We start from the raw sequence: 20,029 nt of genomic DNA, 5'->3' as shown, positions 1-20,029 counted from the left end.
ATAGCATCCGCCCATGTCGAATGCTCAGCCGAACGGTCAGTGGTACCCGCCGGAATGGCCCGACCGCATCCGCGCCCTCGCCGCGGGCGAGCTCACCCCGGTGAGCCCCCGGCGGGCCGCCACCGTGCTCCTCCTGCGGGACGGGGCCGCGGGGCCCGACGTCCACATGCTGCGGCGCCGCGCCTCGATGGCCTTCGCGGGCGGTGCGTACGCCTACCCCGGCGGCGGCGTCGACCCGCGCGACGAGCACCCGGTGCGCTGGGCGGGGCCCGACCTCGGCACCTGGGCCGGGCGTCTCGGTCTCGACGACTCCGCGCAGGCCCAGGCCGTGGTCTGCGCCGCCGTGCGCGAGACGTACGAGGAGGCGGGCGTCCTGCTCGCCGGTGAGACCCCGGACACCGTGGTCGGCGACACCACCGGCGAGGACTGGGAGCGGGACCGGGAGGCGCTCGTCGCCCGGGAGCTGTCCTTCGCGGACTTCCTCGACCGGCGCGGGCTCGTCCTGCGCTCGGACCTGCTCGGCGCGTGGGCCCGCTGGATCACCCCGGAGTTCGAGCAGCGGCGGTACGACACGTGGTTCTTCGTGGCCGCGCTCCCGGCCGGACAGCGCACCCGGAACGCCTCCACGGAGGCGGACCGCACGGTCTGGATCCGCCCGGCGGAGGCCGCGGCCGGCTACGACCGCGGCGAGCTGACGATGATGCCGCCGACGATCTCGACCCTGCGCACCCTGGAGCCGTACGGCACGGCCGCCGAGGCGCTGGAGGCGGCCGGGGGCCAGGACCTGACCCCCGTGCTCGCGCAGGCCCGTCTGGAGGGCGACGAGCTGGTCCTGAGCTGGCCGGGGCACGAGGAGTTCACCAAGATCATCCCTGCCGGGGGTGAGCGATGAGCGACGCCGCCGCCCTGCCCGGGCAGCCGCGCGGGCTCGTCGTCTCCGGGCCCGCGACCGCCCGCGCCGTGAACGTCCTGGCGCCCAACGCGTCCGCGATGACCCTCGACGGCACCAACACCTGGCTCCTCTCCGAGCCCGGCTCCGACCTCGCGGTCGTCGTCGACCCGGGCCCGCTCGACGAGGGCCATCTGTGTCATGTCGTCGAGACCGCCGAGAAGCTCGGCAAGCGGATCGCGCTCACCCTGCTGACCCACGGCCACCCGGACCACGCGGAGGGCGCCGGCCGTTTCGCCGAGCTGACCCGGACCGCCGTACGGGCCCTCGACCCGGCGCTGCGGCTCGGCGACGAGGGGCTCGGCGAAGGGGACGTCGTGTCGGTCGGCGGCCTGGAGGTGCGGGTCGTCCCGACGCCCGGGCACACCTCGGACTCGCTCTCCTTCCATCTGCCCGCGGACCGGGCGGTGCTGACGGGCGACACGATCCTGGGGCGCGGGACGACGATGGTCGCGCATCCGGACGGGCGGCTCGGCGACTACCTGGACTCCTTGCGGCGGCTGCGCTCGCTCACCGTCGACGACGGCGTGCACACGGTCCTGCCCGGGCACGGGCCGGTCCTGGAGGACGCGCAGGGGGCCGTGGAGTACTACCTGGCCCACCGGGCGAACCGGCTCGCCCAGGTCGAGACGGCGGTCGAGAGCGGCCACCGCACGGCGGCGGAGGTCGTCGCCCATGTGTACGCGGACGTGGACCGCTCGCTGTGGCCGGCGGCCGAGCTGTCCGTACGGGCGCAGCTGGAGTACCTGCGGGAGCGCGGCCTGGTGTAGCCGGTCGTCACGATCCTGTCCCGAGACGGCCCCCTGCCCTGCGGCGTTCTTGACCCTTGTTTTACGCTCCGCTTACTTCTGGCCGTAGCTTTCGGGGGGATCGCCCGTGTTCGTCATCGCCATTCTGCTGCTCATCGCCGCAGTGGTGCTCTACTTCGTCGCCCGCTCCAACGACTCGAAGGGGCTGAAGCTCGGCGCCGTCGGCGCGGTGGTCGCCGGCCTCTTCTCACTGGTCGCGAGCATGACGTACGTGATCAGCGCGTACGAGGTCGGTGTGCCGGTCGCCTTCGGCAAGGTGGGCTCGCCCATGACCTCGGGCATGCACGTGAAGTCGCCGTTCACCGACGTCACGACCTTCTCCACCCGCCCCGTCGACCTCAACCTCTCCGACAAGGACGTGGTCGAGGTCCGCTCCTCGCAGGGCGGCGTCATGTATGTCGAGGTCACGGTCAAGTGGGCCGTCGTCCCGTCCAAGTCCGTCGAGCTGTACAAGCTCGCGGGCAGCGAGGACGCCATTCAGCAGCGGCTCGTCTACCCCGACAGCCGGGAGATCGTCCGCAACGTCTTCGCCCGCTACACCAGCGAGCAGGGGTACGCCTCCGACCGCGAGAAGATCAACGCCGAGATCGGCACCCTGATCAAGGAGCGGCTGACCCCGCGCGGCATCGACGTGACCACCGTCAACCTGCGCAACGTGAAGCCCTCGGAGGCCCTCCAGGGCCAGATCGACCGCAAGATCCAGCAGCAGCAGGCGACCGAGCGCGCCCTTGAGGCCGCCCGTACCGCCAAGGCCGAGTCCGACCGCCGCCGGATCGAGGCGGAGGGCATCGCCCGCGCCAACAAGATCCTCAACGACTCGCTGACGGACCGGGTCCTGATGAACCAGTGCATCGACGCGTTCAAGGAGGCCGCGGCGAAGAACCCGGTCTACACCGTGCCCTGCGCCAACGGCAGCTCCGCCCCGGTGATCGTGGACGGCTCGAAGCGCTGACCCTCGCCGGACACGCGAAAAGGCCGCCCCGGTCGTCGGACCGGGGCGGCCTTTTCGTACGTGCGGTGGGCGTAAGCGTGCTTACCGCGAGCGCTTCGCGAGGCGCTCCACGTCCAGCAGGATCACGGCACGGGCCTCCAGGCGCAGCCAGCCGCGCTGGGCGAAGTCGGCGAGCGCCTTGTTGACCGTCTCGCGGGAGGCGCCGACCAGCTGGGCCAGCTCCTCCTGGGTGAGGTCGTGGACGACGTGGATGCCCTCCTCCGACTGCACGCCGAAGCGGCGCGACAGGTCGAGGAGCGCGCGGGCGACACGGCCCGGCACGTCGGAGAAGACCAGGTCGGACATCTGGTCGTTGGTCTTGCGCAGCCGGCGGGCGACCGCGCGCAGCAGCGCGGTGGCCACCTCGGGGCGGACGTTCAGCCAGGGCTGGAGGTCGCCGTGGCCCAGGCCGAGCAGCTTGACCTCGGTCAGCGCCGTGGCGGTCGCGGTGCGCGGGCCCGGGTCGAAGAGGGACAGCTCGCCGATGAGCTCGCCGGGGCCGAGGACCGCCAGCATGTTCTCGCGGCCGTCGGGGGAGGTGCGGTGCAGCTTCACCTTGCCCTCGGTGACCACGTACAGGCGGTCGCCTGGGTCGCCCTCGTGGAAGAGCGCGTCACCACGGGCGAGCGTCGCCTCACTCATCGAGGCGCGCAGCTCGGCGGCCTGCTCGTCATCGAGCGCCGCGAAGAGCGGGGCGCGCCGCAGAACGTCGTCCACGAGTTCTCTCCTACTGTCGACCTGCTCAAAGGACCTGGGTCCCATGATGCCGGACGCACAAAACCGTGCGATCAATCACAACAAGTTTGACTCACTTGGCTACCCGTCCGTACGGCAGGGGCCCGATTGGGGTCCGATCGGCCACGCCCGGGGCGGATGTCGGTGGTGGCCCCTAGGCTGGCCGGGTGTCCAACTCGCCGGTGAGAGCACAGGCCAAGGGGGCTGAAAGAGTGTCGGCCGAACATAATTCCGCTGTGGGCGAACACGGCGTGTCGAAGCGGGCGAAAGCCCCAAATCGGAAGCCTGTGGGGTCCGTGGAGCCGCTGGAGTCCGTGAAGCCGGTGACGTCCACGAGGACCGTGAAGCCCACGAAGATCGTGAAGCCCGTGAAGCCCGTGAAGCCTGCGAAGACCGTGAAGCCTGCGAAGACGGTGAAGGTCGCGAAGCCCGAGTCGCGGCTCGGGATGGTCCGGCGGGCGCGGAAGATCAACCGGGAGCTGGCCGAGGTCTTCCCGTACGCCCATCCGGAGCTCGACTTCCGGAACCCCTTCGAGCTGCTCGTCGCCACGGTCCTCTCCGCGCAGACCACCGACCTGCGGGTCAACCAGACCACCCCCGCCCTCTTCGCGAAGTACCCCACGCCCGAGGACCTCGCCGCCGCCGTGCCGGAGGAGGTGGAGGAGCTGATCCGGCCGACCGGCTTCTTCCGGGCCAAGACCAAGTCGATCATGGGTCTTGCCGCCGCCCTCAGGGACGACTTCGGGGGAGAGGTCCCCGGCCGCCTGGAGGACCTCGTCAAGCTGCCGGGCGTCGGCCGCAAGACCGCGTTCGTCGTCCTCGGCAATGCCTTCGGGGTCCCCGGTATCACCGTGGACACCCACTTCATGCGCCTCGTCCGGCGCTGGAAGTGGACCGAGCAGGAGGACCCGGTCAAGATCGAGGCGGAGATCGCCGAGATCTTCCCGAAGAGCGAGTGGACCATGCTCTCGCACCGGGTGATCTTCCACGGCCGCCGGATCTGCCATGCCCGCAAGCCCGCGTGCGGCGCCTGCCCGATCACCCACCTCTGCCCCTCGTACGGCGAGGGCGAGACGGACCCGGAGAAGGCGAAGAAGCTGCTCAAGTACGAGATGGGCGGCTTCCCCGGCCAGCGGCTCGACCCGCCGCCCGGCTATCCGGGACGCCCCGCACCGCCGCTGGGCACGAGCGGCTGAGCCCACGGGCGGCCTGAGAACACGGCCTGAAGGCCACGGCCGGGCCCATGAGCGGCCTGAGGCCACGGCTGAGCCCGCGAGCGGCCTGAGGCCACGGCTGAGCCCGCGAGCCCGCGAGCCGGGGCCGTGGGAACGAACCCGTCCATCGATCGCGTTGTGAAACACGGGGTGCCTATGACGCGCACTGACGAAGACGTCCACGACGAAGAGATCCACAGCCACGGCCATAGCCACAGCCACGGCCACGGCCACAGCCACGGCCGCGGTCACCGTCCCGGCACCGGTGGTCTGCTCGACCGGGAAGGGCTGCCCGCCTGGCTCGGCCCCGTCGACCGGGCCGCCCGCACGGTCGCGCCCGAGCAGCTGAGCCGCTTCCTGCCGCCCGCGAGCGGGGCCGGCCGCCAGTCCGCCGTCCTCGTCCTCTTCGGCGAGGGCGAGCGCGGGCCCGAGCTGCTGCTCATGGAGCGCGCCGGCAGCCTGCGCTCGCACGCCGGACAGCCCTCCTTCCCCGGCGGCGCCCTCGACCCCGAGGACGGCGACCCGGCGGACGGCGGGCTGCTGCGCGCCGCCCTGCGGGAGGCCCAGGAGGAGACCGGGCTCGACCCGGCGGGGGTCCAGATCTTCGGCGTGCTGCCACAGCTCTACATCCCGGTCAGCGGCTTCGTCGTCACCCCTGTCCTCGGCTGGTGGCGGGCCCCGAGCCCGGTCGGGGTCGTCGACCCCGGTGAGACCGCGCGTGTCTTCACGGTGCCCGTGGCGGATCTCACGGATCCCGCGAACCGTGCGACGGCCGTCCACCCGAGCGGCCACCAGGGCCCCGCGTTCCTGGTCGCGTCCGCTCTGGTCTGGGGTTTTACGGCCGGAGTGATCGACCGGCTGCTGCACTACGCCGGCTGGGAGCGCCCCTGGGACCGGGCCAAGCAGGTCCCGCTCGACTGGCGCTCATGACAGGCTGACCCCGGGCGACCGAAACGAATTTGCGAGGCTATCGACGGTGAACGTGCTGGACATCTTGTTGCTGCTCGCCGCCGTGTGGTTCGCCGTCATCGGATATCGCCAGGGATTCGTGGTCGGCATCCTGTCGGTGGTCGGCTTCCTCGGCGGCGGTCTCGTCGCGGTTCTGCTGCTCCCGATCCTCTGGGACCAGCTGACCGACAACAGCGAGGTCTCGACCACGGCGACGATCGTCTTCGTGATGGTGGTCATCGTCTGCGCCTCGGTCGGCCAGGCGTTCACCACCCACCTCGGCAACAAGCTGCGCCGTCACATCACGTGGTCGCCCGCGCGCGCCCTCGACGCCACCGGCGGCGCGCTCGTGAACGTCGTCGCGATGCTCCTCGTGGCCTGGCTGATCGGCTCCGCCCTCGCCCAGACCTCGCTGCCCACCGTGGGCAAGGAGGTGCGGAACTCCAAGGTCCTGCTCGGCGTGGAGCAGGTGATGCCGGATCAGGCGTCCGGCTGGTTCGACGACTTCAGGTCGACCCTCGCCCGCAGCGGCTTCCCCCCGGTCTTCAGCCCCTTCGCCAACGAGCCGATCACCCAGGTCACGCCGCCCGACCCGGCGCTCGCCGAGAGCCCGGTCGCGGCCCGCGCCAAGGCCTCCATCGTCAAGGTCGTCGGCACCGCCCAGAGCTGCGGGAAGGTCCTCGAAGGCACCGGCTTCGTCTTCGACCGGCGCCGGGTCATGACCAACGCCCACGTCGTCGGCGGCGTCGACGAGCCGACCGTGCAGATCGGCGGCGAGGGCAAGCTGTACGACGCCAAGGTCGTCCTCTACGACTGGCAGCGCGACATCGCCGTCCTGGACGTGCCGAACCTGAACGCGACCCCGCTCCGGTTCACCGAGGAGGACGCGCGCAGCGGGGACGGCGCGATCGTCGCCGGCTTCCCCGAGAACGGCTCGTACGACGTGCGATCGGCGCGCGTCCGGGGCCGTATCAACGCCGACGGCCCCGACATCTACGGCCGCGACAAGGTGCGCAGGGACGTGTACTCGCTGTACGCGACGGTCCGCCAGGGCAACTCCGGCGGTCCGCTCCTCACCGAGGACGGCGAGGTGTACGGCGTGATCTTCGCCCGCTCCCTCGACGACGTGAACACCGGCTACGCGCTGACGGTCGACGAGATCCGCGAGGACATCGAGCGCGGCCGGACGGCCGCCCAGCAGGTCGACACCCAGGCCTGCGCCCTGTAGCGGGGCGGGGGCTACGCGGCGCGGCGGCCCCGAGGGGCCCGAGCCCCGTAGCCCCGCGGCCCGCTACGGGGTGTCGCGTGGATGCCGGAGCCGCGCCGAGACCCAGCGGGCCCGGCGGCGCAGAATGAGTGAGATCCCTACCCCTTGCACGGCGTGCGCGTGGCCCTGATCCTGCGGGCCACCCCTTTCGCGAGAGCCCGGCCCAGCGGCCGAGCGGCGGTTGCGTGCTGTGTCACCGTAGTCGTGCGTCCAGCCCATACCTCGACGTCTGCCCGTGGCCCAAGGTCGGTAACCGCCCGGGGACCCGCCAATCGGAGTATGCGCGGGGCAATGGCCGTTCGACGGATGCCTGTACGTCAGGAAGAGGGCCGACGGCCGTCCGACGGCCCGTCAGCGGTCGGGCTCGGGGTCCTTCAGCCAGTTGACGAGCTCCGTGGTGAAGGCCACCGGGTCCTCCTCGTGCGGGAAGTGACCGAGGCCGTCGAAGAGCCGCCAGCGGTACGGAGCTTCCACGTACTCGCCCGAGCCGGCCGCGCTGCGGGTCCGCATCACCGGGTCCATCGAGCCGTGGAGGTGGAGCGTCGGCACCCGTACGGGCCGCTTCATGCGCCGGTTGAACTGGATGCCGTCCGGGCGGGCGAGGGACCGCACCATCCAGCGGTACGGCTCGATCGAGCAGTGCGCCGTCGACGGGACCAGCATCGCCCGCCGGTACACCTCGACGGCCTCCTCGTCGGCGGGGCGCGGCCCCGACCAGTCCCGGATCAGCTCCCCGACGAGCGCCGCGTCGTCCGCGACGAGCTGACGCTCCGGCAGCCACGGCCGCTGGAAGCCCCAGATGTGCGAGCCGGCCCGTGACTGGGCGAAGTCGGCGAGCATCGCCGAGCGCCAGCGGCGCGGGTGCGGCATCGAGGAGACGGCGAGGCGGCGCACCAGCTTGGGCCGCATCACCGCCGCCGTCCAGGCGAGGTAGCCGCCCAGGTCGTGCCCGACGAGCGCGGCGTCCGGCTCGCCCAGGGAGCGGATGACCCCGGTGATGTCGAGGGCCAGGTTGGCGGGGTCGTAACCCCGGGGGGTGCGGTCGCTGCCGCCCACCCCGCGCAGGTCCATCGCGACGGCCCGGAAGCCCGCCTCGGCGAGCGCGGGCAGCTGGTGGCGCCAGGTCCACCAGAACTGCGGGAAGCCGTGCAGGAGCAGCACCAGCGGGCCGTCACCCATCTCGGCGATGTGGAAGCGGGCGCCGTTGGCGGCCACGTCGCGATGGGTCCACGGCCCGTCGAGCCGCACGGGCCCGGCGTTGCCGTTGCTGCTCTCGGGGAGGGTCATACGGACGAGCGTGCCACAGCGGAGGCCTTGTCCAGCGCCGGGCGCTGCGCCGGACGGGGGTGCGGCTTCGCGTTCTGCATGATCGCGGCCGTCTGCTTGGCGGAGGCGATGGACTTCTCCGGCGGCTTCACCTTGCGGAACTTGGCGTACGCGATGACGCCGAGGAGCACCGCGAGCAGCACGTTCGCGGCGAAGGAGAGCAGGAAGCACCAGACGAGGTTCCAGCCGCCGTCGCCGTTGTGCCCTCCGGTCCAGGTGTTGATGGCGTACGCGAGCGCGAAGCTCAGCATCGGCAGGGAGAACAGCAGCACGACCACGGCGGTGATGCCCGCGGCACTGCCGATCGCACCGCGCTTGACGTCCTGCCTGATCTCGGCCTTGGCCAGGGCGATCTCGTCGTGCACCAGCGCGGACATCTCGGCGGTCGCCGAGGCGACCAGCTGGCCGAGGCTGCGCTCGGTTCCGTCGAACGGGTCGCTCATCGCTGCTCCCTCTTCTCTTCTGCGGTCCGAGGTCTTTTCTCCGGTCCGAGTCAGATCATGCCGGACGGTCGGCCTCGTCGCGCGACGCCCCCGCCGGTTGGGCGCGCTCCCTGTGTTCGGCGGCCTTCTTCTCGTAGATCTCCGCCATCCGCAGGTGGTACGCCGGGTCGTCCTGCTCGTAGATGTCGGGGATGCCGTCGTGGTCGTCGTCGCGCTCCTCGTCGGCGATGAGCACCTGGTACCTGCGGACCCGCAGCTTCAGCAGGACGGAGGCGAGGACGGCCGCGATGAAGGAGCCGATGAGGACGGCGGCCTTCACCTCGTCGGTGAGGACCTCGTCCCCGGCGAAGGCGAGTTCGCCGATGAGCAGCGAGACGGTGAAGCCGATTCCGGCGAGGGAGGCGACGGCGAAGACGTCCGGCCAGGTCAGGTCGGGGTTGAGCTCCGCCTTGGTGAAGCGGGCGGCGAGCCAGGTGCCGCCGAAGATGCCGACCGCCTTGCCGACGACGAGACCGAGGACGACGCCGAGGGTGACCGGCTGGGTGAAGACCTCGCCGATCGCCTTGCCGGAGACGCTGACACCGGCCGAGAAGAACGCGAACAGCGGTACGGCGAGGCCGGCCGAGAGCGGTCGTACGACGTGCTCGATGTGCTCGCCGGGGGAGTGCTTCTCACCCTCGCGGGTGGTGCAGCGCAGCATCAGGCCCATGGCGACGCCGGCGATGGTGGCGTGGACGCCGCTGTTGTACATCAGGGCCCAGATGACGAGGGCCAGCGGGACGTACACGTACCAGCCGTGGACGTCCTTGCGGAGCAGCAGCCAGAAGACGACGAGTCCGACGACGGCGCCGCCGAGCGCGGCGAAGTTCAGGTCGCTGGTGAAGAAGACCGCGATGATCAGGATCGCGAAGAGGTCGTCGACGACGGCGAGGGTGAGGAGGAAGGCGCGCAGCGCGGACGGCAGTGAGGTGCCGATGACGGCGAGGACGGCGAGGGCGAAGGCGATGTCGGTCGCGGTGGGCACGGCCCAGCCGTCCATCGAGCCGTTGCCGAGGGCGTTGACCAGGACGTAGACGAGGGCGGGCGCGGCCATGCCGGAGATCGCGGCGATGACGGGGAGCGCGGCGGCCTTGGGGTCGCGCAGCTCGCCCGCGACGAGCTCGCGCTTGAGCTCGATGCCGGCGACGAAGAAGAAGATCGCGAGGAGGCCGTCGGCCGCCCAGTGCTGGATCGACAGGTCGAGGCCGAGGGCGGCGGGGCCCAGGTGGAAGTCCTGTACGGACTCGTAGCTGTCGGCGGCGGGGGTGTTGGCCCAGATGAGGGCGGCTACGGCGGCGGCGAGGAGCAGCACGCCGCCGACGGTCTCGGTGCGCAGGGCGTCGGCGAGGTACCGCCGCTCGGGCAGGGAGAGCAGGCCGAGGAACTTGCGGTCGTCGCGGTCGGTCGGTGCGGGCGCGGCCACGGGGAAAACCTCCGGTCGGTGGGCAGGACTGAGCACATGCCGACCAGACTTCCCGGCGCACCTAGGTTTTCTTGTCGCGTCACTGACGCGATCCTTACTTTACCTAACGAGGCGGGGTTGTGTCCGGCGGGATTCACTTTAGGGATGTTTGGCCCTTTCGTCCCGCCGGAGAAGGAGACGGAAAAGCCCGCCCAGAGTGGTTCGGGGCGGGCTTTTCCGTCGTGCGACCGGGGCTCAGTCCTCGCTGGACGTCGCCGGCAGCTGGGTCTGGATGAGCGACATGACCGAGGAGTCGGTCAGGGTGGTGACGTCGCCCAGCTCCCTGTTCTCCGCCACGTCGCGCAGCAGACGGCGCATGATCTTGCCCGAGCGGGTCTTCGGCAGCTCCGCCACCGGCAGGACCCGCTTCGGCTTGGCGATCGGGCCGAGGGTCGCGCCGACGTGGTTGCGCAGCTCGGCGACGAGGTTGTCCACCGCGTCAGCGGATGATGTCACCGTCTCGCTCGCCGACCCGCGCAGGATGACGAAGGCGACGATGGCCTGACCGGTCGTCTCGTCGGCGGCGCCGACGACGGCCGCCTCGGCCACGGACGGGTGGGAGACGAGCGCCGACTCGACCTCGGTGGTCGAGATGTTGTGGCCCGAGACGAGCATGACGTCGTCGACCCGGCCGAGCAGCCAGATGTCGCCGTCCTCGTCCTTCTTGGCGCCGTCACCGGCGAAGTACTTGCCCTCGAAGCGGGACCAGTACGTGTCGATGTAGCGCTGGTCGTCGCCCCAGATGGTGCGGAGCATCGACGGCCACGGCTCGGTGATGACCAGGTAACCGCCGCCCCCGTTCGGCACCTCGTTGGCCTCGTCGTCGACGACGGTCGCGGCGATGCCCGGCAGCGGGCGCTGGGCGGAGCCCGGCTTGGTCTCGGTGACGCCCGGCAGCGGCGAGATCATCATCGCGCCGGTCTCGGTCTGCCACCAGGTGTCCACGATCGGGGTCTTGTTCGCGCCGATGTGCTCGCGGTACCAGACCCAGGCCTCGGGGTTGATCGGCTCGCCGACCGAGCCCAGCACGCGGAGGCTGGACAGGTCGAACTTCGCGGGGATGTCGTCGCCCCACTTCATGAACGTGCGGATCGCGGTGGGCGCCGTGTAGAGGATCGTGACGCCGTACTTCTGCACGATCTCCCAGAACCGGCCCTGGTGCGGGGTGTCCGGGGTGCCCTCGTACATGACCTGCGTCGCGCCGTTGGCCAGCGGGCCGTAGACGATGTACGAGTGTCCGGTGACCCAGCCGATGTCGGCGGTGCACCAGTAGACGTCGCTCTCCGGCTTCAGGTCGAAGACGGCGTGGTGCGTGTACGCGGCCTGGGTGAGGTAGCCGCCGGAGGTGTGCAGGATGCCCTTCGGCTTCCCCGTCGTACCGGAGGTGTAGAGGATGAAGAGCGGGTGCTCCGCCTCGAAGGCCTCCGGGGTGTGCTCGGCGGACTGGCGGGCGACGATGTCGTCCCACCACACGTCGCGGCCCTCGGTGAAGGCGGTGTCCTGGCCCGTGCGGCGGACCACCAGGACGTGCTCGACCTGCGGGCACTTGGCGACGGCCTCGTCGATCGCGGGCTTGAGCGCGCTCGGCTTGCCACGGCGGTAACCGCCGTCGGCGGTGACGACCAGCTTGGCGTCGGCGTCCTGGATGCGGGAGGCCACGGCGTCGGCCGAGAAGCCGCCGAAGACCACCGAGTGGGCGGCGCCGACGCGGGCGCAGGCCAGCATCGTGATGGCCGCCTCGGGGATCATCGGCAGGTAGACGGCGACCCGGTCGCCCTTGCGGACGCCCAGCTCGGTCAGGGCGTTGGCCGCCTTGGAGACCTCGTCCTTGAGCTCGGCGTAGGTGATCGCGCGGCTGTCGCCCGGCTCGCCCTCGAAGTGGATGGCGACCCGGTCGCCGTGACCGGCCTCGACGTGGCGGTCGACGCAGTTGTACGCCACGTTCAGCTCGCCGTCCGCGAACCACTTGGCGAACGGCGGGTTCGACCAGTCGAGGGTCTCGGTCGGCTCGGTGGACCAGGTCAGGCGCTTGGCCTGCTCGGCCCAGAAGCCCAGCCTGTCCGCCTTGGCCTGCTCGTACGCCTCCGCCGTCACGTTGGCGTGCGCGGCCAGCTCGGCGGGCGGCGAAAATCGACGCTCTTCCCGAAGCAGATTGGCCAGGCTCTCGTTGCTCACGACATCTCCCTTTCCCAGGGCGTCCTCTGTGCTGATGTGTCCCGTGTCATAGCTCATCAGTCAGATGCCCGGGTGACAAGAGCATCCAGGCAATTGGTTTAGACCTGTGAGCCGGCTGACGTGCGGTGGCCCCTTCTTCCCGAGCGGTGGGAGAAGGGGCCACACAGTCTCACGGACGGTCGGAGCCGATGGTTCAGGACGCGCGGGGACGGAATGGCGTGATTGCCCTCGGGACGCGCGGGGGGCGGTCGTTCCGGGACGCGCGGGTGCGGAGCGGGGCGGTCGGCCCAGGACGCGCGGGTACGAGCGGGGCGCCCGTTTCAGGACGCGCGGGCCGGTTCCAGGTGGTCCGTCGGCATGACCTGGGTGAACACGTCGTCGTAGCTGTGCACCTCGTCCGTGTCGGCGAGCAGATACGCCTGCGCCTCGCCCACGTGGAAGTACATGCCGTGCAGCGTGAGGCTGCCCTCGGCCAGTCGGCGCGCCACCGACTCGTACGCCCGCAGGTGCTCCAGCTGCTGGACCACGTTGGTCAGGCAGAGCTGCTCGACCGCATCGGCCGGCAGCCGTCCGGAGATCCGGGCCCAGGCGTGCCGCCGGCTCCCCATCCGCTCCAGACTCGGCCGGCCGTGGCGCAGCCAGCGCCGCAGCGGGGTCGCCGGGGTCGCCGGATCGTCCGGGCCGCTGCCCAGCAGGGCCTGCATCGCGCCGCAGCCGGAGTGCCCGCACACGGTGATCGACGCGACCCGCAGCACGTCCACGGCGTACTCGATCGCCGCCGCCACCGAGTCGTCCCCGCTCTCCTCGCCGGGGAGGGGGACGAGGTTGCCGACGTTGCGCACGGTGAAGAGGTCGCCCGGGCCGCTGGAGGTGATCATGCTCGTGACGAGGCGGGAGTCGGCGCAGGTCAGGAAGAGCTGCGAGGGACGCTGGCCCTCGCGGGCGAGCCGGGCGAGCTCGTCCCGTACGAGCGGGGCGGTGTTCCGCTGGAACTTGCCGATACCGCTGGCCAGGTGCAGCCCCGACGTCCGCCGGGTCTCCTCGGGCTCGGCGGCCTCGCCGGGCCCGTCGGCCGGCTGCTTCCCGCACTGGTGGTTGTGCCACGGGGTCCAGGGGCGGCAGCAGGTCTGCGCCTCGGGGCCGGCGGCCGTGCCGGGGGTGGCTTCGGCGATCCGGGCGCCGGACGGACCGGTCGTCTCGACCGTACCGCCGTGGGCGAGGTGCCCGGCGGTCCAGTCGCTCAGCGTCTCGAAGGCGGCGTGGTCCATGAAGGATCCGTCGAGTTCCACCACGACGTGTGCTCCCTGGGGCAGTTGGTGCAGGGCTCGGCTCAGCCGGGGCACGGCGAGGAAGGTCAGCTGGCCCCTGACGTGCAGCAGTTGGTGCCCGTCCCGCTCCTCGCGGGTGATGCGGGTGCGGGCGAGTCGGTGCAGGGCGACGGCGATGGCCACGGCGATGCCGAGGGCGACGCCCTCCAGGATGCCGACGAGGACGACGCCGGTCAGCGTCACCGCGTAGACGACGACCTCGCGGTGCCGGGTCACCGTACGGATGTGGGTGATGCTGACCATCTGGATGCCGACCACCATGACGAGGGCGGCGAGCGCGGGCAGCGGGATCAGATCGAGCAGGGGGACGAGCAGCAGGGCCGCGAGCACGATCCACAGCCCGTGCAGCATCGTGGAGGAGCGGCTCACCGCGCCCGCCGAGACGTTGGCGACGCTGCGGACCGCGACCCCGGCGACCGGCAGCCCGCCGAGCGCCCCGGAGACCACGTTGGCCGCGCCCTGTCCGGCGAGCTCGCGGTCGAGGTCGGTGCGCGGGATGCCCCGGCCGTGGTCCGGCCGCCCGGCGACCAGCTTGTCGACCGCGACGGCGGAGAGCAGCGACTGCACGCTGGTGACCAGGGTGATCGTGAGCACGCCGGCCGCGATCCCGAGGACCGGGCCCTCGGGCAGCCCGGGCAGGGCGTGGCTGCTCCAGGAGGGGAGGTCGACGCGGGGCACGGCGAGCCCGGCGATCGCCGCCATCGCCGTCGCTCCGGCCACCGCCACGAGCGCGCCCGGGATCCGCCGCGCGAACCGTCCCGCGCGGCCCGGCAGCCGGGGCCAGCCCAGCAGCACGGCGATGGTGAGCGCGCTGATGCCGAGCGCGGCCGGATGGACGTGCGCCAGCTGGGCGGGCAGGCCGAGGACGTTGTCCACGGCGGAGCTCTGCGGATTGCCGCCGAGCACGATGTGGAGCTGGGCGAGGGCGATGGTGACGCCGATGCCGGCCAGCATGCCGTGCACGATCGCGGGCGAGACGGCGAGGGCGGAGCGGGCCACCCGCAGGACGGACAGGCCGAGTTGGGCGAGGCCGGCGAGGACGGTGATGGCACAGGTGGTGCGCCAGCCGTACCGCTGGATGAGCTCGGCGGTCACGACGGTGAGACCGGCGGCGGGGCCGCTCACCTGGAGCGGGGAGCCGCCGAACCGGCCGGCGACGAGGCCACCGACGGCGGCGGCGACCAGGCCGGCCTGGAGCGGGGCTCCGGTGGCGAGCGCGATGCCGAGCGAGAGTGGCAGCGCGATCAGGAAGACGGCGACCGAGGCGGACAGGTCCGCGCCGGCGACGCGGAAGCGACGGGGGCCGTCGGGCGGGCTGTGGGGCCGCTGGGTTCGGGGTCGGGTGGTCGTGCGGGCAGGGGTGCAGAGGGTCATGTTCCCGTCTCCTCCGGGGCGGCGCGATCGCGGCTCGTGCGGGACGAACGCGGGGGTCGCGGCCGTGGGTCACGGCGTGCAGCGGCGGGATTCCCGGCGGGATCCCCACGAGGGCAAGGATCAACGCTCGGTAAATGGATCGTAATGGAGAGTAAAGTCTGCGGCATTATTTTCGGGGCAAACAGGGCAATGATTCACCGGTTCCGGTGATAGCCGAACGGAATGCCGCTTGTCGTTTCATCTCCCCGGCTCGTGTGGTGCGACGTTGACGCCGCTCGTACGGAACGTGTGCTCTGAGGGAGAGGTGGGCGGATGCCAGCCGCCGGGAGAAGGACCGCAGTCCACAAGAAGGCGCTCGCCGCCGGCGCCCTCGCCGTCGCCCTGATCACCGGCCTCGCCGGCTGCTCGGGATCCGACGGCGCCGCCACGAAGGGCGTGCCGGGCGGCTCGGACGCCACGAAGGGCGTGCCGGGCGGCTCGGGCACCAAGAAGGGCCCGGCCGCGGCTCCGCAGAACGCGGTCCGCCTGATCGGCGACGGCTCCACGGCCTTCACCGGCGCCCAGCCCCACCAGCCGGTCTGGCAGCGCCTCAAGCCGGGGGAGACGCCGCCGCAGTTCGTGGTCTTCTCGTGGGACGGCGCGGGCGAGGACAGCCAGAAGCTGTTCTCCCACTTCCGCTCGGTCGGCAGGAAGTACGACGCCGCCATGACGTACTTCCTCAGCGGCGTCTACCTGCTGCCCGAGGCGAAGAAGGAGCTCTACGACCCGCCGCAGCACAGCCCCGGGCGCTCCGACATCGGCTTCAACGACGTCGACGGCATCCGTGCCACCGTCCGCGAACTGCGCGCGGCGTGGCAGGAGGGCAACGAGATCGGCACCCACTTCAACGGGCACTTCTGCGGGAAGGAGGGCGGCGTCGGCAACTGGTCGGTCGAGGAGTGGAAGAGCGAGATCAACCAGGCCAAGTCCTTCGTCAAGAACTGGAAGTCCAACGCCGGCCTGCGCGCCGAGCAGCCGCTGCCCTTCGACTACGAGAAGGAGCTCGTCGGCGCCCGCACCCCCTGTCTCGAGGGGCGGAAGAACTTCGTCCAGGCGGCCGCGCAGATGGGCTTCCGCTACGACACGAGCGGCGTCAACGACCAGATCTGGCCCAAGAAGGACCTGGGCCTCTGGGACCTGTCGATGCAGCTCGTGCCGGTCCCGGGCCGCGCCTTCCAGACGCTCGCCATGGACTACAACTTCCTGGTCAACCAGTCGCCCGGCACGACCCAGGGCGACCCGTCCCAGCACCGGTACTGGGGCGACCAGATGCGGGACGGCCTGGTGCAGGCCTTCGAGCGCTCCTACCGGGGCAACCGCGCGCCGCTGATCATCGGCAACCACTTCGAGTCCTGGAACGGCGGCACGTACATGCGCGCCATCGAGGAGACCATCGCGACGGTCTGCGTCCAGAAGGACGTGAAGTGCGTGTCCTTCCGGCAGCTCGCCGACTGGCTCGACGCCCAGGACCCCGACGTCATCGCCAGGATGCGCACCCTGAAGGTCGGCGAGGCCCCGCAGGACGGCTGGCAGACCTTCCTGGCCGCCGCCCGGCCGCCCGCCCCCGCGGGCGACCCGGCGACCGGCGTCAAGCAGGCTGAACGGCGCTGAGCCCTTCGGACAGCACGAACCCGGGGTCGACCTGCGCCGCCAGGTCGGCCCCCGTTTTCGCGTTGCCCCAGCTCTCCGCGTTGCGCAGGTGGAAGTGGACCATCTGGCGCGTGTAGCGCTCCCAGTCGCGGTGGGCGTACGAGTCGTCGGCCGCGTCCTGGAGGGCCTGGAGCGACATGCGGTTCTCCGCCTCCAGGAGCTCGAAGCGGGGCGGGCGGCCCTTCTCCATCGCGCGGACCCAGTCCGAGTGGCCCACCGTCACGAGCAGGTCCTCGCCGACCTCCGCGCGCAGGAAGTCGAGGTCGTCCTGGCCCTGCACCTTGTTCCCGACGACCTTGAGCGCGACGCCGAAGTCCCGCGCGTACTCCTTGTACTGGCGGTAGACCGAGACGCCCTTGCGGGTCGGCTCGGCGACCAGGAAGGTCATGTCGAAGCGGGTGAAGAGGCCGGAGGCGAAGGAGTCCGAACCGGCCGTCATGTCGACGACCACGTACTCGTCGACCCCGTCGACCAGGTGGTTCAGGCAGAGCTCCACCGCGCCGACCTTCGAGTGGTAGCAGGACACCCCGAGGTCCGACTCCGTGAAGGGGCCGGTCGCCATCAGCCGGATGTCGCCGTCGTCGAGCCGGACCGTGCGCGCGCAGGCCTCGTACACCGGGTTGTCCTCGCGGACCCGCAGCAGGCGCGAACCCTCCCCGGGCGGGGTCGTCTTGATCATCGTGTCGGCGGCGACGATCCGCGGGTTGGAGCCCCGCAGGTACTCCTTGATGAGCGGCAGGTGCGCGCCCATCGCGGGCAGCGCGGCGGCCTCGGTCTCGGGCAGTCCGAGCGCGGCGCCCAGGTGCTGGTTGATGTCGGCGTCGACGGCGACGACCGGGTACTCGGTGGCGGCGAGGTGGCGGATGAAAAGCGAGGACAGCGTGGTCTTGCCGCTGCCGCCCTTCCCCACGAAAGCGATCTTCATGTTCACCTAGGGTAGTGGCACGGATGCGGCACGTGGTCAAGGTGCGTGAAGAAGACCACTCCATCGTGGGGCGGGCCCCCGGGGCGCGTAGCCTCCCTACTTATGAGTACGCACGCCTCTGACCCCTTGGCCGCCCTCGGCTCCCTGCCGGGCGTCGCCGATGCGGTGGACTCCGTACGCAAGGCCGTCGACCGGGTCTACGGCCACCGTGTGATGCGGCGCCGCAGCAACGAGATCTCCTCCGAGGCGGCGCTGCGCGGGGCGCGCGGTTCGGCCGCCCTGTCCGGTGCCGACTGGGCCCTGGAAGAGGTCCGCCGCCGCACCGACTTCAGCGCCGACGCCGAGGCCCGCACGGTCGGTGCGGCCCTGCGCCTGGGCGCCGAGGCCGGACAGCTGCTCTCCATCTGGCGCCAGTCGCCGATGCGGGTGCTCGCCCGGCTCCACCTGGTCGCCGCAGGTGACCCGGGCGAATCGGTGGGGCGGCCCCGGCTGGACGGCGAGACGGTCGACGAGCCGCTGATCGAGGCTCTGGTGCCGACGCCCTCCGAGGTCGCCGGCCGTCTCGACGGCCTCGCGGAGCTGATCGTCGCCGGCGGCGAGGCCCCGGCGCTCGTGACGGCCGCGGTGGTGCACGGCGAGCTGCTCGCGCTGCGCCCCTTCACCTCGTACAACGGCCTGGTCGCGCGGGCGGCCGAGCGGATCGCGCTGGTCGGCAGCGGCCTCGACCCCAAGGCGATCTGCCCCGCGGAGGTCGGCCACGCCGAGCAGGGGCGGGCGGCGTACCTGGCCGCGTTCGAGGGATATCTGTCCGGCACCCCGGAGGGCGTGGGCGCCTGGATCGCGCACTGCGGGCGCTCGGTCGAGCTGGGGGTCCGGGAGTCGACGGCCGTCTGCGAGGCGCTCCAGCGCGGCGCTGCCTGAGACGGCATTGCTTGAGACGGCGCTGCTTGAGCCGGCGCTGCTTGAGCCGGATCCCGGGATCCGGCTGAGCGGATCGGGGCGGGGAAGCCCGGAAATGGGTTGCGGCGGCACCAGGTCTGGTACCGCCGCTGGCACGTCTACCCAGTTACCATGCGTCCTCGATAAGTGCCCATCAGGCCGGGAACTTTGCCCTTGGCCTGGTGCGGCTGGCCCGTAATCGACGGGTCGACGTCGCGTGGGTGCTCGGTTTCTGTGCTAGGTCCGTGGGGCCTTCATGCTCAACAGGTGATCCTCTCGGATGTCCTCGGTCTCGCGGGCCTGATTCCTTTCTACTCCTGTCGGAGTGGAAGCGAAAGTGCTGGCTCCGCTTCTTTGCTCATCGCTCAAATTCGGGCAAAGTCACCGGCGGCCCGATGGACGAGCGCGGCCTGGCGGCGCCGGGAGGCGTACCAGACGAGCCCTGCCGCCGCCGCCGCGCCCACGGCCGCCGCCGCGACGAGCGCGGGACGGGGCGGCATCCGGAGCCCGGGCAGCCGCTGCTTCAGGCGGACCGGCTTCTCGAAGGAGAGAACCGGCCATTCCCGGGCGACGGCCTCGCGGCGCAGCGTCCGGTCGGGGTTGACCGCGTACGGGTGGCCGACGGCCTCCAGCATGGGGATGTCGGTCGCCGAATCGCTGTAGGCGTAGCAGCGGGAGAGGTCGTACCCCTCCGACGCCGCGAGTTCCCGGACGGCCTCGGCCTTCGTCGGCCCGTAGGCGTAGTACTCCACCTCGCCGGTGAAGCAGCCGTCCTCGCCGACCACCATCCGGGTGGCGACGACACGGTCGGCTCCGAGCATCTCGCCGATCGGCTCGACCACCTCGGCCCCGGACGTGGAGACGATCACGACGTCGCGGCCGGCGGCGTGGTGTTCCTCGATGAGGGAGGCGGCCTCGTCGTAGATGATCGGGTCGATCAGATCGTGCAGGGTCTCGGCGACGAGCTCCTTGACCTGGGCGACGTTCCAGCCTTTGCAGAGCGCGGAAAGATACTCACGCATCCGCTCCATCTGGTCGTGATCGGCTCCGCCGACCAGGAACACGAACTGGATGTAGGCCGTCCGCAGGGCGGCACGGCGGCTGATCAGCCCGCCCCGGTAGAAGGACTTGCTGAAGGTCAGCGTCGAGGACTTCGCAATGACCGTCTTGTCCAGGTCAAAGAAGGCGGCTGTGCGCGGCAAGGAGTGGTTTTCCACAAGCCTGAGCATAGGTGCCCGCCATTCGGCGTACGCTGGGGCGCGTGGGTTTGCCTGAGAAGGCTCTCGGGTACACCATGGAAGTCACGGATCGTTCGCGACCGTGCTAACCCGGTCCGGCTCCTCCCCCCCCCGAGTCGGCCGGAAAGACGACCCCCGCTCTCCCCCCCGGCGGGGGTCGTCGCATGTCCGGAGCCGT

At 71.3% G+C, this 20,029-nt stretch carries 17 protein-coding genes; 8 read left to right on the top strand and 9 right to left on the bottom strand.

Annotated elements, in window-relative coordinates; genetic code table 11:
* Positions 1–13 precede the first annotated feature (13 nt).
* The 3 genes from OG361_RS18455 (at position 14) to OG361_RS18445 (ending at position 2,710) form a co-directional block, all read left to right on the top strand.
* Positions 14–892 carry an NUDIX hydrolase gene (locus OG361_RS18455; protein WP_405854921.1) on the top strand — a complete coding sequence of 293 codons (879 nt, stop codon included), beginning with the start codon at positions 14–16 and terminating at the stop codon, positions 890–892.
* Positions 889–1,719 (top strand): MBL fold metallo-hydrolase, encoded by an 831-nt coding sequence (locus OG361_RS18450; RefSeq protein ID WP_405854919.1) that lies wholly within the window; start codon positions 889–891, stop codon positions 1,717–1,719. The genes OG361_RS18455 and OG361_RS18450 overlap by 4 nt, the downstream gene beginning before the upstream one ends.
* 106 nt (positions 1,720–1,825) lie before the next feature.
* Positions 1,826–2,710: a prohibitin family protein gene (locus OG361_RS18445; RefSeq protein WP_405854917.1), complete on the top strand. Its 885-nt coding sequence runs from the start codon at positions 1,826–1,828 to the stop codon at positions 2,708–2,710.
* A gap of 81 nt (positions 2,711–2,791) precedes the next feature.
* On the opposite strand, the gene OG361_RS18440 is transcribed toward OG361_RS18445, so the two are convergent.
* Positions 2,792–3,466 (bottom strand): Crp/Fnr family transcriptional regulator, encoded by a 675-nt coding sequence (locus OG361_RS18440; RefSeq protein ID WP_018845857.1) that lies wholly within the window; start codon positions 3,464–3,466, stop codon positions 2,792–2,794.
* 185 nt (positions 3,467–3,651) lie between these two features.
* On the opposite strand from OG361_RS18440, the gene nth reads away from it, so the two are divergent.
* From nth to OG361_RS18425, 3 genes are all read left to right on the top strand, one after another.
* On the top strand, positions 3,652–4,680 hold the full coding sequence (gene nth / locus OG361_RS18435) for an endonuclease III (protein WP_405854915.1): 1,029 nt from the start codon (positions 3,652–3,654) through the stop codon (positions 4,678–4,680).
* A gap of 174 nt (positions 4,681–4,854) precedes the next feature.
* A complete protein-coding gene (locus OG361_RS18430; protein WP_405854913.1) occupies positions 4,855–5,628 on the top strand; it encodes an NUDIX hydrolase in 774 nt (257 codons plus the stop codon).
* Positions 5,629–5,674: 46 nt separating this feature from the next.
* On the top strand, positions 5,675–6,874 hold the full coding sequence (locus OG361_RS18425; protein WP_405854911.1) for a MarP family serine protease: 1,200 nt from the start codon (positions 5,675–5,677) through the stop codon (positions 6,872–6,874).
* A gap of 63 nt (positions 6,875–6,937) precedes the next feature.
* Here OG361_RS18425 and OG361_RS18420 read toward each other — a convergent pair whose 3' ends face one another.
* From OG361_RS18420 to OG361_RS18395, 6 genes are all read right to left on the bottom strand, one after another.
* Positions 6,938–7,132 carry a hypothetical protein gene (locus OG361_RS18420; protein WP_405854909.1) on the bottom strand — a complete coding sequence of 65 codons (195 nt, stop codon included), beginning with the start codon at positions 7,130–7,132 and terminating at the stop codon, positions 6,938–6,940.
* A 132-nt stretch (positions 7,133–7,264) separates the two neighbouring features.
* Positions 7,265–8,200, bottom strand: a complete 936-nt coding sequence (locus tag OG361_RS18415) for an alpha/beta fold hydrolase (protein WP_405854908.1) — start codon at positions 8,198–8,200, stop codon at positions 7,265–7,267.
* Complete coding sequence (locus OG361_RS18410) at positions 8,197–8,682, bottom strand: phage holin family protein (protein WP_405854906.1); 486 nt, start codon at positions 8,680–8,682, stop codon at positions 8,197–8,199. The genes OG361_RS18415 and OG361_RS18410 overlap by 4 nt, the downstream gene beginning before the upstream one ends.
* A gap of 55 nt (positions 8,683–8,737) precedes the next feature.
* Positions 8,738–10,144, bottom strand: coding sequence for a Na+/H+ antiporter NhaA (nhaA, locus tag OG361_RS18405; protein WP_405854904.1), 1,407 nt, complete (start codon positions 10,142–10,144; stop codon positions 8,738–8,740).
* Positions 10,145–10,378: 234 nt separating this feature from the next.
* On the bottom strand, positions 10,379–12,358 hold the full coding sequence (gene acs / locus OG361_RS18400; RefSeq protein WP_405854902.1) for an acetate--CoA ligase: 1,980 nt from the start codon (positions 12,356–12,358) through the stop codon (positions 10,379–10,381).
* A 320-nt stretch (positions 12,359–12,678) separates the two neighbouring features.
* Positions 12,679–15,060, bottom strand: coding sequence for a bifunctional SulP family inorganic anion transporter/carbonic anhydrase (locus OG361_RS18395; RefSeq protein ID WP_405854900.1), 2,382 nt, complete (start codon positions 15,058–15,060; stop codon positions 12,679–12,681).
* A gap of 312 nt (positions 15,061–15,372) precedes the next feature.
* Between OG361_RS18395 and OG361_RS18390 the strand changes: the two genes are divergently transcribed.
* Positions 15,373–16,710 carry a hypothetical protein gene (locus OG361_RS18390; protein ID WP_405854898.1) on the top strand — a complete coding sequence of 446 codons (1,338 nt, stop codon included), beginning with the start codon at positions 15,373–15,375 and terminating at the stop codon, positions 16,708–16,710.
* Here OG361_RS18390 and OG361_RS18385 read toward each other — a convergent pair.
* Positions 16,688–17,674 (bottom strand): ATP-binding protein, encoded by a 987-nt coding sequence (locus tag OG361_RS18385; protein WP_405854896.1) that lies wholly within the window; start codon positions 17,672–17,674, stop codon positions 16,688–16,690. The genes OG361_RS18390 and OG361_RS18385 overlap by 23 nt on opposite strands.
* Before the next feature lie 102 nt (positions 17,675–17,776).
* Here OG361_RS18385 and OG361_RS18380 point away from each other — a divergent pair, with 102 nt between their 5' ends.
* Complete coding sequence (locus OG361_RS18380; protein ID WP_405854895.1) at positions 17,777–18,595, top strand: oxidoreductase; 819 nt, start codon at positions 17,777–17,779, stop codon at positions 18,593–18,595.
* Between the two features lie 383 nt (positions 18,596–18,978).
* Here the strand turns inward: OG361_RS18380 and OG361_RS18375 are convergent, their stop codons facing one another.
* Complete coding sequence (locus OG361_RS18375) at positions 18,979–19,842, bottom strand: HAD family hydrolase (protein WP_405854893.1); 864 nt, start codon at positions 19,840–19,842, stop codon at positions 18,979–18,981.
* Between the last annotated feature and the right edge of the window lie 187 nt (positions 19,843–20,029).

It is taken from the genome of Streptomyces sp. NBC_00090 (genome assembly GCF_045160815.1).
GTDB lineage: Bacteria > Actinomycetota > Actinomycetes > Streptomycetales > Streptomycetaceae > Streptomyces.
The sequence above is the reverse complement of the archived record's forward strand: the minus strand, read 5'-3'. Positions and strand labels throughout refer to the sequence as shown.

Coding starts and splice junctions, on each gene's coding strand:
- OG361_RS18455 (WP_405854921.1), top strand. CDS start 14: ATGTCGAATGCTCAGCCGAACGGTCAGTGGTACCCGCCGGAATGGCCC.
- OG361_RS18450 (WP_405854919.1), top strand. CDS start 889: ATGAGCGACGCCGCCGCCCTGCCCGGGCAGCCGCGCGGGCTCGTCGTC.
- OG361_RS18430 (WP_405854913.1), top strand. CDS start 4,855: ATGACGCGCACTGACGAAGACGTCCACGACGAAGAGATCCACAGCCAC.
- OG361_RS18420 (WP_405854909.1), bottom strand. CDS start 7,132: ATGGGCTGGACGCACGACTACGGTGACACAGCACGCAACCGCCGCTCG.
- OG361_RS18415 (WP_405854908.1), bottom strand. CDS start 8,200: ATGACCCTCCCCGAGAGCAGCAACGGCAACGCCGGGCCCGTGCGGCTC.
- OG361_RS18410 (WP_405854906.1), bottom strand. CDS start 8,682: ATGAGCGACCCGTTCGACGGAACCGAGCGCAGCCTCGGCCAGCTGGTC.
- OG361_RS18395 (WP_405854900.1), bottom strand. CDS start 15,060: ATGACCCTCTGCACCCCTGCCCGCACGACCACCCGACCCCGAACCCAG.
- OG361_RS18390 (WP_405854898.1), top strand. CDS start 15,373: ATGCCAGCCGCCGGGAGAAGGACCGCAGTCCACAAGAAGGCGCTCGCC.
- OG361_RS18385 (WP_405854896.1), bottom strand. CDS start 17,674: ATGAAGATCGCTTTCGTGGGGAAGGGCGGCAGCGGCAAGACCACGCTG.
- OG361_RS18380 (WP_405854895.1), top strand. CDS start 17,777: ATGAGTACGCACGCCTCTGACCCCTTGGCCGCCCTCGGCTCCCTGCCG.
- OG361_RS18375 (WP_405854893.1), bottom strand. CDS start 19,842: ATGCTCAGGCTTGTGGAAAACCACTCCTTGCCGCGCACAGCCGCCTTC.